Origin of the sequence: Chimaeribacter californicus (genome assembly GCF_002858675.1) — a bacterium.
Classification (GTDB): Bacteria; Pseudomonadota; Gammaproteobacteria; order Enterobacterales; family Enterobacteriaceae; genus Chimaeribacter; species Chimaeribacter californicus.
In genome coordinates this window covers 54,164-67,045 of record NZ_PJZF01000016.1, presented here as the reverse complement: position 1 = coordinate 67,045, position 12,882 = coordinate 54,164, and the positions used below count along the sequence as shown (strand labels likewise).

11 protein-coding genes are annotated in these 12,882 nt (G+C 60.6%); 8 read left to right on the top strand and 3 right to left on the bottom strand.

Going from position 1 to position 12,882, the window contains the following annotated elements; all coding sequences use genetic code 11:
- Positions 1 to 81 precede the first annotated feature (81 nt).
- From gpmM to CYR55_RS16670, 3 genes are all read left to right on the top strand, one after another.
- The gene (gpmM, locus tag CYR55_RS16680; RefSeq protein ID WP_101817493.1) at positions 82 to 1,626 is read left to right on the top strand and encodes a 2,3-bisphosphoglycerate-independent phosphoglycerate mutase; all 1,545 of its coding nucleotides are present in this window, start codon (positions 82 to 84) and stop codon (positions 1,624 to 1,626) included.
- Positions 1,627 to 1,940: 314 nt separating this feature from the next.
- The gene (envC, locus tag CYR55_RS16675) at positions 1,941 to 3,221 is read left to right on the top strand and encodes a murein hydrolase activator EnvC (RefSeq protein WP_277622343.1); all 1,281 of its coding nucleotides are present in this window, start codon (positions 1,941 to 1,943) and stop codon (positions 3,219 to 3,221) included.
- Between the two features lie 3 nt (positions 3,222 to 3,224).
- Positions 3,225 to 4,370, top strand: coding sequence for a divergent polysaccharide deacetylase family protein (locus CYR55_RS16670; RefSeq protein WP_165699617.1), 1,146 nt, complete (start codon positions 3,225 to 3,227; stop codon positions 4,368 to 4,370).
- A 37-nt stretch (positions 4,371 to 4,407) separates the two neighbouring features.
- Here CYR55_RS16670 and CYR55_RS16665 read toward each other — a convergent pair whose 3' ends face one another.
- From CYR55_RS16665 to CYR55_RS16655, 3 genes are all read right to left on the bottom strand, one after another.
- Entirely contained in the window at positions 4,408 to 5,241 is an 834-nt protein-coding gene (locus CYR55_RS16665) for a glycosyltransferase family 2 protein (protein WP_101817491.1), read from the bottom strand.
- Positions 5,242 to 5,350: 109 nt separating this feature from the next.
- Positions 5,351 to 6,376 carry an L-threonine 3-dehydrogenase gene (tdh, locus tag CYR55_RS16660; RefSeq protein WP_101817490.1) on the bottom strand — a complete coding sequence of 342 codons (1,026 nt, stop codon included), beginning with the start codon at positions 6,374 to 6,376 and terminating at the stop codon, positions 5,351 to 5,353.
- Positions 6,377 to 6,385: 9 nt separating this feature from the next.
- The gene (locus tag CYR55_RS16655) at positions 6,386 to 7,582 is read right to left on the bottom strand and encodes a glycine C-acetyltransferase (RefSeq protein WP_165699616.1); all 1,197 of its coding nucleotides are present in this window, start codon (positions 7,580 to 7,582) and stop codon (positions 6,386 to 6,388) included.
- A gap of 245 nt (positions 7,583 to 7,827) precedes the next feature.
- Here CYR55_RS16655 and rfaD point away from each other — a divergent pair, with 245 nt between their 5' ends.
- From rfaD to CYR55_RS16630, 5 genes are read left to right on the top strand one after another with little or no spacing between them, the layout of a single operon-like run.
- Positions 7,828 to 8,760 carry an ADP-glyceromanno-heptose 6-epimerase gene (rfaD, locus tag CYR55_RS16650; RefSeq protein WP_101817488.1) on the top strand — a complete coding sequence of 311 codons (933 nt, stop codon included), beginning with the start codon at positions 7,828 to 7,830 and terminating at the stop codon, positions 8,758 to 8,760.
- Positions 8,761 to 8,787: 27 nt separating this feature from the next.
- Positions 8,788 to 9,837, top strand: coding sequence for an ADP-heptose--LPS heptosyltransferase RfaF (gene rfaF / locus CYR55_RS16645; protein WP_101817487.1), 1,050 nt, complete (start codon positions 8,788 to 8,790; stop codon positions 9,835 to 9,837).
- Entirely contained in the window at positions 9,837 to 10,823 is a 987-nt protein-coding gene (rfaC, locus tag CYR55_RS16640) for a lipopolysaccharide heptosyltransferase RfaC (protein ID WP_101817486.1), read from the top strand. The genes rfaF and rfaC overlap by 1 nt, the downstream gene beginning before the upstream one ends.
- A complete protein-coding gene (locus CYR55_RS16635; RefSeq protein WP_101817485.1) occupies positions 10,807 to 11,709 on the top strand; it encodes a sugar glycosyltransferase in 903 nt (300 codons plus the stop codon). Before rfaC ends, CYR55_RS16635 begins: the two co-directional genes overlap by 17 nt.
- Positions 11,693 to 12,874 (top strand): O-antigen ligase family protein, encoded by a 1,182-nt coding sequence (locus tag CYR55_RS16630; RefSeq protein WP_101817484.1) that lies wholly within the window; start codon positions 11,693 to 11,695, stop codon positions 12,872 to 12,874. Before CYR55_RS16635 ends, CYR55_RS16630 begins: the two co-directional genes overlap by 17 nt.
- The last annotated feature ends 8 nt before the right edge of the window (positions 12,875 to 12,882 follow it).

Below are 12,882 nucleotides of genomic sequence, written 5' to 3'. Positions count from 1 at the left end.
ATAAAATCCGCCGCTCTTCAGGGCCGGGTGCCACGCCGCCATGCCCTGCGATTTCTCTCTTTTCAGGTGAGTAAACACGCCATGTCGAGCATTAAGAAACCTACTGTGCTGGTGATTCTGGACGGCTACGGCCACCGCGGTGCGGCCCCGGACAACGCCATTCTCAACGCCCATACCCCAGTGATGGACACCCTGTGGCAAACCTGCCCGCATACGCTAATCGGTGCCTCCGGGCTGGATGTCGGCCTGCCGGACGGGCAGATGGGCAACTCCGAAGTCGGCCACGTCAACCTGGGGGCCGGGCGCATTGTCTACCAGGATCTGACCCGGCTGGACAAGTCGATAAGCGATGGGGATTTCTACCATAATCCGGTGCTGACGGCAGCCGTCGACAAGGCGGTGCAGGCCGGGAAAGCAGTCCACATCATGGGTCTGCTCTCTGCCGGGGGCGTTCACAGCCATGAAAGCCATATTCTGGCGATGATCGATCTGGCGGCCCGGCGTGGCGCAAAAGCAGTCTACCTGCATGCCTTCCTGGATGGCCGCGATACCCCGCCGCGCAGCGCACATGCTTCGCTGGCCCGTGCCGCGGAGACGTTCCGCACACTGGGTTGCGGCCGCATCGCGTCAGTGGTCGGCCGCTATTACGCGATGGACCGCGACAACCGCTGGGATCGCGTGCAGCGAGCGTATGACCTGCTGACCGCCGCCAAAGGCGACTTCAGCGCGGCCACCGCCACAGAGGCGCTGGATGCCGCCTACGCGCGTGATGAGAATGACGAATTCGTGAAGCCGACGGTGATCCGCGCTGAAGGCGAAGCGGACGCCGCAATGGAGGCGGGGGACGCGCTGATCTTTATGAACTTCCGCGCTGACCGCGCCCGCGAGATCACCCGTGCCTTTGTGGAACCGGGCTTTAGCGGCTTCGTGCGGGAAAAAGAGGTCGCGCTCAGCACCTTCGTGATGCTGACCGAATACGCGGCGGAGATCCCGGCTGCCTGCGCTTACCCGCCCGCCTCACTCGACAATACCCTGGGTGAATGGTTGATGAAGCAGGGCAAAACCCAGCTGCGTATTTCGGAAACCGAGAAATATGCCCACGTCACCTTCTTCTTTAACGGTGGGGTGGAAACCCCGTTTGCCGGGGAAGATCGCATCCTGGTCAACTCGCCGAACGTGGCAACCTATGACCTGCAACCAGAAATGAGCGCGCCGGAACTCACGGACAAACTGCTTTCCGCCATCGGCAGCGGCCGTTATGACCTGATCATCTGTAATTACCCGAACGGTGACATGGTCGGCCATACCGGCGTGTATGAGGCGGCAGTGAAAGCCGTGGAGACCCTGGATGGCTGCATCGCCCAGGTGGCAGGCGCCGTGAAAGCCGCAGGCGGCCAATTGCTGATCACCGCCGATCACGGTAACGCTGAGCAGATGCAGGATCTCACCACCGGGCAGGCACATACGGCACACACCAGCCTGCCGGTGCCGCTGATTTATGTCGGCCAGCCGGCCACGGCGGTTGAGGGCGGCAAACTCTCCGACATCGCCCCGACGCTGCTGAGCCTGATGAACCTGCCTATCCCGCCGGAGATGACCGGCAAACCGCTGTTTACGCCTCGCTGACCCACCACAGGCCGGAGCCCTGCCGGCCATTTTCCCCTTGCGCCGCCGCGTTGTGTGGCGCACCTCTCTGTCTCTGTGCCGGAAACAGTAAAAACGTTAACACTTCAGCAGTGGCAATTCCGGCTAAAAAAGAAATACTAAAGGGGCAGCCTGCGGCGGGTGCCTGCCTTTTTGGCTGTGCATCCGGCGCGCGATCAGTGCTAGGATAACCCCCGGGATTTGCCCTGCCAGGACGAATCAGTTTTCACACAATGGACGACAGTTTGCGTAAATCTCCCCGCTCCAGCCAGCCTATTCTCCCGCGCCTTTGCATGATGCAGAGCACGATCTCCTGCCCGCCCGATGCCTTTACCCTGCTGGCCCGCCCTGCCGGGTGTTTGCTGGCCGCTACGCTGTGGGCCGGTGCGTTGCTCGGTTCGCCTATGGCCCACGCCGAGGACAACAAGCAGCAGCTGAAATCCCTGCAGCAGGACATCGCCGAAAAAGAGAAAAGCGTTCAGTTGCAGAAAGTGCAGCGCAGCGCCCTGCTCGATCAGCTGAAAGCGCAGGAGAAGATCATCGCCCAGGCCAGCCGCGAATTGCGTGATACCCAGAGCGGGCTGGCGTCGCTGGAGAAAGAGATAGGCGCGCTGACCATGTCGATCCAGAAATTACAGAAACAGCAATCCGCCCAGCAGACCCTTCTGGCTAAACAGCTGGATGCCGCGTTCCGCCTTGGCCAGCACAATGGCCTGCAACTGGTGCTGAGCGGGGAGGAGAGCCAGCGCAGCGAGCGGATTCTGGCCTACTTCGGTTACCTGAACGAGGCGCGGCAGAAAACCATCAACACGCTGGCCGAAACCCGCACCGATCTGGCCGCCCAGCGAAAATCGCTGAAAGCCAAGCAGGATCAGCAGGCACAGTTGCTCACCCAGCAACAGGCGCAACAGCAGACGCTCGAACAGGCCCGCGCAGGCCGCCAGAAAACCCTGACCAGCCTGGAGGCCTCGCTGGAGAAAGATCAGGCGCGGCTGGTGGAGCTGCGGCAGAACGAAGCGCGCCTGCGTGACCAGATAGCCAAAGCGGAACGTGAAGCACGCGCCCGTGCCGAGCGTGAAGCGCGCGAGGCGGAAAAAGTGCGCGCCAAAGAGCAACAGGCGAAGAAACGCGGCGCGAGCTACAAACCGACCGAAAGCGAGCGCTCGCTGATGTCACGCACCGGCGGGCTGGGCCGCCCCGGCGGCCAGGCGATCTGGCCGGTACATGGCCGGACGATTCACCGTTTCGGCGAGCCGTTGCAGGGTGAACTGCGTTGGAAAGGCATGGTAATCACCGCCGCTGAAGGCAGCGAGGTCAAAGCGATTGCGGACGGCCGCGTCCTGCTGGCTGACTGGTTGCAGGGCTATGGGCTGGTGGTGGTAGTGGAGCACGGTAAGGGTGACATGAGCCTTTACGGCTATAACCAGAGCGCGCTGGTCAATGTGGGCCAGCAAGTGAAAGCCGGGCAGCCGATTGCGCTGGTCGGTACCAGTGGGGGACAGGGCCAGCCTTCACTCTATTTTGAAATCCGTCGCCAGGGACAGGCCGTTAACCCACAGCCGTGGTTGGGAAGATAAGTCGTGTTACAACGAGTATGGAAGAAGCACTCTCACCTCGCCGCCGCATTCAGTACCCTGCTGCTGGCATTCTCCGCACAGGCCGGCAAGCTCTCCATCGTCATTGATGACGTGGGCTACCGGCTGCACAATGAAAACCAGGTGTTGCAGATGCCGCTGCCGGTCACGGTGGCCATTTTGCCCAACGCCCCGCACTCCCATGAAATGGCCGTCAAAGCACATAACCAGGGGCGTGAAGTCCTGATCCATATGCCGATGGCCCCGCTGAGCAAACAGCCGCTGGAGCGCGACACGCTGCAGCCGGCCATGAGCAGCGAGGAAGTGAGCCGCATCATCCGGCAGGCGGTGACGAATGTGCCTTACGCCGTGGGCATGAATAACCATATGGGCAGCGCCATGACCTCCAGCCTGCCGGCGATGCAGAATGTGATGCAGGCGCTGAGCAGCTATCACCTGTTCTTTCTCGACAGCATGACCATCGGCAGCAGCCAGGCAACCCGTGCGGCGGCCGGCACCCCGGTGAAAGTGATTAAGCGCCGGGTGTTTCTGGATGATGTGCAGAATGAGGCGGAGATCCGCCGCCAGTTTGAGCGGGCGGTGCAACTGGCACGCCGCAATGGCTCGGCGATTGCCATCGGCCACCCGCACCCGGCGACAATCCGGGTACTTCAGCAGATGTTGCCCGCCCTGCCGGGCGACATTGTGCTGGTGCGGCCCAGTGATTTGCTGAATGAACCCTCTTCTGCCGGTAACACCCATGCCGCGCCGCCGCCGAAAGCCCCGGCACCAAAACCGAAACCGGCCCCGCGTAACCCGTTCCAGGGCGTGAAAGAGTGCAAAGCGAAACAGCCGCCGCAACCGGTCTATGCCGATGCGATGCTGAACGCGATTGGGGAAAGCCTGATCACCTCGCCGGGCGTACAGTTTATTGAGCGCGAGTGGCAGCAGTGGCAGGCGCTGAAACTGGTGCCGGATTCACTGGCGAGTCCGGCGAGTCCGGCGAGTCCGGCGAGTCCGGCGAGTCCGGCGAGTCCGGCGAGTCCGGCGAGTCCGGCGAGTCCGGCGAGTCCGGCGAGTCCGGCGAGTCCGGCGAGTCCGGCGAGTCCGGCGAGTCCGGCAGGGCAGCCTGCCCCGGCGGCACAGCCGTAGGCAAGCGTTGCGGCGACCGCTTTTTCCGGGTCGCCGCTTACTGTTTCTGTTGTTTCCCGGTCACAGGCTCCCCGGTTCTGTTTCCGTGGCCGGGTAGCCTGCTACGCGGGTGCGGGGCGTCCGGCTGATGTGCATACCACGCCTTGAGGTATTTCAAAAACGAGTAGATCACCGCATAACTGCCGGTCACCACGCCAATTTTCCCCTGCCGCCACGCCCCGCTGAACAGATACCACTTAAAAAACGCCCCGATGGCGCTGGCGATGCCGCGCCATAATGAGGGCCGGATGGTTTTGTATTTCACTAACCGGGTGGTGTAGCCGTTCGCTTTATTAAAGACTTCATGCAGGGAATAGAAGGTGTCATGCCGTACCGCGCCGGGAATAATCTTGCTGCAGGCAAAACCTTCCGCCTCATCGTCTACCGGCCGGTCGTTGAAACGCACCACATCACGGTGAAACAAGCGCACCGGGAAGTCGGGCGATGAAACCGGGTAGAGGGTTCTGACCGGCTTCCCCATCACAAACCAGTAGCGCGACAGACGGTAGGCCGTATGCGGGTCAGGAGCCGGGGCTGCTTTAAAGTGGGCCAGCCAGGCCAGAGTCATTGGGTCGAGGATTTCATCGCTGTCCACGCACAGCACCCAGGCATGGCGGGCGTGCCGGAGGGCGATATTCATCTGCCGGCCGTGAGTTTCATACTCAGCGTAATGCGGCGTAATGCCCAGCTCCCGGCATATCGCCAGGGTGTCATCGGTGCTGCCGGAATCCACTACCACCAAATCATCCGTAATGGCTAATAATGGTGTTAAGACAGACTTAATTAATCGACCGGAATTATACGTCAGGACACAAACACTCAGCGCCGTCATGGTCAGAACTCCCTGTAAAATAAAGGCAAAACGCCTTTATATAAGGAGCGCCGGAGCAGAGATCAAACGCCCCGGGCCGGTTTATTGACCCAGGGCAGGAGAGGGTGAATTAGTCCCAATTCAGGATGACTTTTCCGGATTGCCCGGAACGCATAATGTCAAAACCTTGCTGGAATTCATCAATCGGGAAGTGGTGGGTGATGATCGGCGTCAGGTCGAGGCCGGACTGGATCAGCGCCGCCATCTTATACCAGGTTTCGAACATCTCGCGGCCGTAGATCCCTTTGATAAATAGCCCTTTGAAGATCACCTGGTTCCAGTCGATCGACATCTCTGACGGCGGAATGCCCAGCAGCGCGATGCGCCCGCCGTGGTTCATCGCCTGCAACAGCGAACGAAACGCCGGGGGAGCGCCGGACATCTCCAGCCCGATGTCAAAGCCTTCGGTCATGCCCAGCTCCGCCATCACGTCCGTGAGGTTTTCGCGGCTGACGTTCACCGCGCGCGTGACGCCCATGTTGCGCGCCAGATCGAGCCGGTACTCATTCACATCGGTAATCACCACATGGCGCGCGCCGACATGCTTGCAGACCGCCGCCGCCATGATGCCGATCGGCCCGGCACCGGCCACCAGCACATCCTCACCGACCAGGTCAAACGAGAGCGCGGTATGCACCGCGTTGCCGAACGGGTCAAAAATCGCTGCCAGCTCGTCCGGGATGTTGTCCGGGATTTTGAAGGCGTTAAACGCCGGAATTACCAGATACTCCGCAAAACAGCCGGGGCGGTTCACGCCCACGCCCACCGCGTTACGGCAGAGATGGGTGCGCCCGCCGCGGCAATTGCGGCAGTGGCCGCAGGTGATATGCCCCTCGCCGGAGACACGATCCCCCAGGCTGAAGCCGCGTACTTCCTGCCCAATCCCCACCACCTCGCCTACATACTCATGGCCGACCACCATCGGTACCGGGATGGTTTTCTGCGACCACTCATCCCAGTTATAGATGTGCACATCGGTGCCGCAGATGGCGGTTTTACGGATTTTAATCAGCAGATCGTTGTGGCCCATCTCCGGCTGCGGTGCGTCAGTCATCCAGATGCCGGTCTCTGCTTTCAGCTTGGCTAATGCTTTCATGGCCCTTCCTTATGCGATAACGCCCAATTGCCGGCCGATGCGGGTAAACGCCGCCACGGCATGTTCAATCTGTTCCGGGGTGTGCGCTGCGGAGATCTGGGTGCGGATGCGCGCCTGCCCTTTCGGCACCACCGGGTAGAAGAAACCGGTGACGTAAATGCCCTCCTGTTGCAGCGCCTGGGCGAACTCCTGCGCCAGCCGTGCCTCGCCGAGCATCACCGGAATAATGGCGTGATCGGCCCCGGCCAGGGTAAACCCGGCAGCGGTCATTTTTTCGCGGAACAGCGCCGCATTGGCCCACAGTTTTTCACGCAGGGCATCGCCCTGTTCCAGCATCTCCAGCACTTTGATCGACGCCGCCGCAATCGACGGGGCCAGGGAGTTGGAGAAGAGATAGGGGCGCGAACGCTGGCGCAGCCACTCCACCACCTCTTTGCGCGCGGCGGTATAGCCGCCGGACGCCCCACCCAGCGCCTTGCCCAGCGTGCCGGTGATAATGTCCACGCGGTCCATCACCCCGCAATACTCCGGCGTGCCGCGCCCGTGTTCACCCACAAAGCCGACCGCGTGCGAGTCATCCACCATTACCAGCGCGTTGAACTCCTCCGCCAGATCGCACACGCCGTTCAGGTTGGCGATCACGCCGTCCATTGAGAAAACGCCGTCGGTGGCGATCAGGATGTGCCGCGCGCCTTCCGCCGTGGCCTGCGTCAGCCGCTCGCGCAGTTCGGCCATGTCATTGTTGGCGTAACGGTAGCGCTTCGCCTTGCATAACCGCACGCCGTCGATGATGGAGGCATGGTTCAGCGCATCGGAAATCACCGCATCTTCCGGCCCCAGCAGGGTTTCAAACAGCCCGCCGTTGGCATCGAAACAGGAGGAGTAAAGAATGGCATCTTCCATGCCGAGGAACGCCGCCAGCCGCTGCTCCAGCGCCTTGTGCAGATCCTGCGTGCCGCAGATAAAACGCACCGAGGCCATGCCGAAACCGTGTTTCTCCATGCCCGCGGCCGCCGCCGCGATCAGGTCTGGGTGGTTCGCCAGCCCCAGATAGTTATTGGCACAAAAATTAATCACCTGCTTGCCGTCCGCCAGGGCGATTTCAGCCTGCTGGGCGGAGGTAATAATCCGTTCGGTCTTATACAGCCCCTCGGCGCGCGCGGCCTCAAGCTGGTCTTCCAACTGCTGGTAGAAGGACATCGACATGCTGTTATCTCCGGGATAGGTCATTTCGCGAAAGATATTACTGGCAGCCAGGCAGGTTGACGATGCAGAACAGGGATCAAATGTCACTTTTGCAGCATATATCACGCCGCTCAATGATCTTCACGTGAGCAATCAGGGATATTCAGCCGCTTCCCGCTGCCAGCCAGGAAGTGAAGTGCTATGATATTGCCCATTATAGCGTGGGGCATGGTGCTCCACCGGCAAGTTGAATAAAGGTAAACCCCATGATTATTGTCACTGGCGGCGCTGGTTTTATCGGCAGCAACATCGTTAAATCCCTGAATGATATGGGGTACCGGGACATTCTGGTGGTGGACAACCTGAAAGACGGCACCAAGTTCGTAAACCTGGTGGATCTGGACATCGCGGACTATGTGGATAAAGAAGATTTTATCGCCAGCATCGTCGCCGGTGATGATCTGGGTGACATCGAGGCGGTGTTCCATGAAGGTGCCTGCTCCTCCACCACCGAGTGGGATGGCAAATACATGATGGACAACAACTATCAGTATTCAAAAGACATCCTGCACTTCTGCCTTGACCGCGAAATCCCGTTCCTTTATGCCTCGTCTGCCGCGACGTATGGTGGCCGTGACGGCAACTTCATTGAAGAGCGCCAGTATGAGCAGCCGCTGAACGTCTACGGCTACTCCAAGTTCCTGTTTGACCAGTATGTGCGTGAGATCCTGCCGCACGCGGCGTCACAGATCTGTGGTTTCCGTTACTTCAACGTCTACGGCCCGCGTGAAGGTCATAAAGGCAGCATGGCGAGCGTGGCGTTCCACCTGAATAACCAGATCAACGCCGGTGAAGCGCCGAAGCTGTTCGAAGGCAGCCAGGGCTTCCAGCGTGACTTCATCTACGTGGGCGACGTGGCCGCAGTGAACCTGTGGTTCTGGCAGAACGGCGTCTCCGGCATCTTCAACTGCGGCACCGGCCGGGCCGAATCTTTCCAGGCCGTGGCTGACGCGGTAGTGAAACACCACAACAGCGCGGGCGTGGAGTACATCCCGTTCCCGGAAAAACTGAAAGGCCGCTATCAGGCGTTCACTCAGGCTGACCTGACCAAACTGCGCGCCGCCGGTTACGACAAACCGTTCAAAACCGTGGCAGAAGGTGTGGCTGAGTACATGGCCTGGCTGAACCGCGCCGTCTGAGTCCCCGCCATAAGGAACTGAAGCGGTATGAAAATCCTGGTTATCGGCCCCTCCTGGGTAGGCGACATGATGATGTCGCAAAGCCTTTACCGTACCCTGAAGGCCGTGACGCCCTCCGCAGAGATTGACGTGATGGCACCGGCCTGGTGCCGTCCGCTGCTCGACCGGATGCCGGAAGTGAATGAGGCGCTGGCAATGCCGCTGGGTCATGGTGCACTGGCGCTGGGCGAACGCCGCCGCCTGGGCGTGGCGCTGCGTGAAAAGCGCTACGATCGCGCCTATGTGCTGCCGAACTCGTTCAAATCCGCGCTGGTACCGTTTTTCGCCAATATTCCACAACGCACCGGCTGGCGCGGCGAGATGCGTTACGGCCTGCTGAACGATATCCGCACGCTGGATAAAGCCGCGTTCCCGCTGATGGTGCAGCGTTATGTGGCATTGGCCTATGAGCGCAAGCACGTCCACAGCTGGAAAGATCTGGCGCAACCGCTGCTCTGGCCGCAACTGGCGGTGACCGATCAGGAGATCGCCGCGACCACCGCGGCTTTTGGCATCCATGCTGACCGCCCCGCGATCGGCTTCTGCCCCGGTGCCGAATTCGGCCCGGCCAAACGCTGGCCGCACTACCACTACGCGGCGCTGGCAGACATTCTGGTGGCGCAGGGCTATCAGGTGGTGCTGTTTGGTTCCGCCAAAGATCACGCCGCAGGCGAGGACATCCGCGCCGCATTGACTGAACAGGGCCGCGCGCACTGCCTGAACCTGGCGGGCAAAACCCAGCTTGATCAGGCGGTGGTGCTGATCGCCGCCTGCCGCGCGGTGGTGAGCAACGATTCCGGCCTGATGCATGTGGCCGCCGCGCTTAACCGCCCGCTGGTGGCGCTTTACGGCCCCAGCAGCCCGGACTTCACCCCGCCGCTCTCCCATCAGTCCAGGGTTATCCGTCTGATTACCGGCTACCACAAGGTACGCAAAGGGGACGCCGATCAGGGCTATCACCAGAGTTTGATCGATATTACGCCTGAGCAGGTCTTTGCCGAGTTGAACACCCTGCTCACCTCGGGCAAGGAGAGTTAATGCACGTTTTGATTGTGAAGACCTCATCAATGGGGGACGTGCTGCATACGCTTCCGGCCCTGACTGATGCCATGCAGGCCCTTCCCGGCATCCAATTTGACTGGGCGGTCGAAGAGGCGTTCAGCCAGATCCCAGCCTGGCACCCGGCGGTGGATCGGGTGATCCCGGTCGCCATCCGCCGCTGGCGCAAAAACTGGTTCGGTGCCGAAACCCGCCAGCAGCGTTGTGATTTCAAGCGTGAGCTTCAGAGCCGCCAATATGACGTGGTGATTGATGCCCAGGGGCTGATGAAAAGCGCGGCGTTGATCACCCGGCTCGCCAGGGGCGAAAAACATGGGCAGGATGTGGCCAGCGCCCGCGAGCCGTTTGCCAGCTGGTTCTTCAACCATCGCCACGACATCGACAAGCGCCAGCACGCCGTGGAGCGCACGCGTGAGCTGTTTGCCAAAAGCCTGGGTTACCCGAAACCGGACACCCAGGGCGATTACGCCATTGCCGCCCGCTTCCTGCGTGACCAGCCGGCCGATGCCGGGCGTTATCTGGTGTTTCTGCACGCCACCACCCGGGATGACAAACACTGGCCGGAAGAAAACTGGCGCGCGCTGATTGCGCAGGTGGCACCGACCGGCCTGCGCGTCAAATTGCCGTGGGGCGCGGAGCATGAGCACCAGCGCGCCCAGCGGCTGGCCGCCGGGTTTGAGCATGTGGAAGTGCTGCCGAAGCTGACGCTGGAAAATGTGGCAAAAGTGCTGGCCGGGGCGAAAGCGGTGGTGTCGGTGGATACCGGCCTCAGCCACCTGACCGCCGCGCTGGACAGGCCCAACATCACGCTCTATGGCCCGACTGACCCAGGACTGATTGGCGGCTATGGGCAGAACCAGATCGCCTGCCGCCCCGCCAGCGGCAACAGCATGGCGGACATCAGCGCCGCGCAGGTGTACCAATGTCTTGAAACGGAGCAGTTGATCAGTGGGCAGCCTCTTTAAACAGATCTACCGTTATACCCATACCCGCCCCTTTCGCCACAACGAAAATCTCTGGCCCTACATGAAGATTGGCCGGGCGCCCACCGGGGAGATCGCGTCGCTGCGTTATAAGGGCCAACCGATCCCGCTGGCCGACCTGTCGGCATTGCGCGGCAGTTGCCACGGCCCGTTGCTGCTGACGGCCACCGGGCCGTCGGTGAAAACCATCCGCTTCAAAACGCCCTCCCCGCTGCCGGCCATGGGGGTGAACGGCGCCTGGTTCCTGCAACAGCAGGTCGGGTTCCGGTTTTATGTGGTGGTGGATATGGGCTTTTATGACCAGAAGCGGGAGGTGATTGCGGAAATTATCCGTGACCCGGCGCTGACGCTGTTTACCACCGCGCACGGCATTGCGCGTATCCTTGACCGGCACGGCCTGGCCGCAGTGAAGTGCAAACTGGCGCTGATCGAAGATGCCGCCTTCAAAATCTATCAGCCCAAAATTGAGGCGGAGGCGTTGCAATCCGCTTATGCCGGGCAACCCAGCGCCCATTTTGCGCCTGACCGCCCGGACATCGGTTTTTCTACCGACATCCGCCACGGCATTTTTGATGCCGGTACGGTGGTGTACTGGGCGTTGCAGATCGCCGCGTATTTGGGATTTGATGAGATATTCATTCTTGGCCTGGATATGAATAATTTCCACCAGCCGCGCTTTTATGAAACGGAAGAGAATAAACAACCCTCTTACCTGGCTGACAGCCTGACGCAGCTGGTGATGCCCTCCCTGCGCCATGCCGGTGACACCTTGCGCCGGCAGTCAGTACGGGTGGTTAACCTCTCCCCACACAGCGCGATTGATGAGTCTATTTTTGAGAAGGCCGATTACCATGCCATTTTTAACTGAGCGCCTCTCCCTGGAGCGGCTCTGGTTTGCATTTTTCTCCCTGTTTCTGTTTTTCAGCGCCATATTTTGTGGCTATACCCGCGTCACCAACCTGTTCCATCTGGCGGCCGTCAGCTTCTTGCTGTTGCTGTGGCGTCGCCCGCTGTTCCGCCAACAGCTCACCGCCAACCGGCATCTGATGACCGGCCTGGCGCTGGCCGCGCTCTATCTGGTCTATTACGCCCTCAGTAACCTGTGGACAGCGCACCCGCTGAATATTGAATCCACCCTGACGCACAGCGTTTACCTGCTGACCTTCCTGGCGATGCTGGTCACGGTGTTGAACAGCCGTTACCGCCCGGCCATCTACCTGGCGATCTGTTGCGGCTTCGCCGTACTGGCGCTGTTTTTAATGGGCGTCGATCACCAGAATATCCTGACCAACCGGCTGATGACGCTGAAAAGCCCGGGGCCGGACAATGTGATTGATGTCGGCGGCTATTTTGCGATCGGCATTATTCTGTCGCTGATGGTGTTCCGCGACACGCAGCGCCGCGTAGTGCTGTTGCTGCCGCTGCTGCTGTTTATCGCCCTGTTGCTGACCCAGAGCCGCGGCCCGGCCATTGCCCTGCTGCTGGCACTGGTGATGACCTCACACCTCGGCCTGTTTACCCGCCGCAACCTGCTGTGGTGCGGGGCGGCCGTGCTGGTGCTGGGGGCGTTTTTTGCTTACAGCGGGCTGGGCGAGGTGATGATTACGCGGTTTGAGGCGCTGGCGGTGCAGGTCTACCTGCGGCTGAGCATCTGGCACCATTCCTTTCAGCTGATCGGCGCGGCGCCGTTCTTTGGCTACGGTTTTGACCATCAGCTGAGCTTTACCAACTACAGCGGCGAGTACATCACTACCACCCACAGCCTCTATCTTGGCGCATTGCTGAAAGGCGGGTTGGTGGGGTTTACCACCATGCTGCTGTTGATAGGTTATGGGGCAAAGCAGGCGTTGCGGTGTGTACGTGAAGGGCGGCGGCTGGAAGCATCACTGTTTATCTTTATGCTGATTTTTTATGTCTCACAGGGGATGTTTAACATCGGCAATCCGGCAGAATTCTGGTACCTGTTCTGGTTCCCGTTTGCGGTGGTGATGACGCAAAATTGGCCGGCGCGCGCCCTTTTCCCTAAAGGCTGAATTCTCAG

Coding starts and splice junctions, on each gene's coding strand:
- rfaF (WP_101817487.1), top strand. CDS start 8,788: ATGAAAATCCTGGTTATCGGCCCCTCCTGGGTAGGCGACATGATGATG.
- envC (WP_277622343.1), top strand. CDS start 1,941: ATGCAGAGCACGATCTCCTGCCCGCCCGATGCCTTTACCCTGCTGGCC.
- rfaC (WP_101817486.1), top strand. CDS start 9,837: ATGCACGTTTTGATTGTGAAGACCTCATCAATGGGGGACGTGCTGCAT.
- CYR55_RS16630 (WP_101817484.1), top strand. CDS start 11,693: ATGCCATTTTTAACTGAGCGCCTCTCCCTGGAGCGGCTCTGGTTTGCA.
- CYR55_RS16655 (WP_165699616.1), bottom strand. CDS start 7,582: ATGTCGATGTCCTTCTACCAGCAGTTGGAAGACCAGCTTGAGGCCGCG.
- gpmM (WP_101817493.1), top strand. CDS start 82: ATGTCGAGCATTAAGAAACCTACTGTGCTGGTGATTCTGGACGGCTAC.
- tdh (WP_101817490.1), bottom strand. CDS start 6,376: ATGAAAGCATTAGCCAAGCTGAAAGCAGAGACCGGCATCTGGATGACT.
- CYR55_RS16665 (WP_101817491.1), bottom strand. CDS start 5,241: ATGACGGCGCTGAGTGTTTGTGTCCTGACGTATAATTCCGGTCGATTA.
- rfaD (WP_101817488.1), top strand. CDS start 7,828: ATGATTATTGTCACTGGCGGCGCTGGTTTTATCGGCAGCAACATCGTT.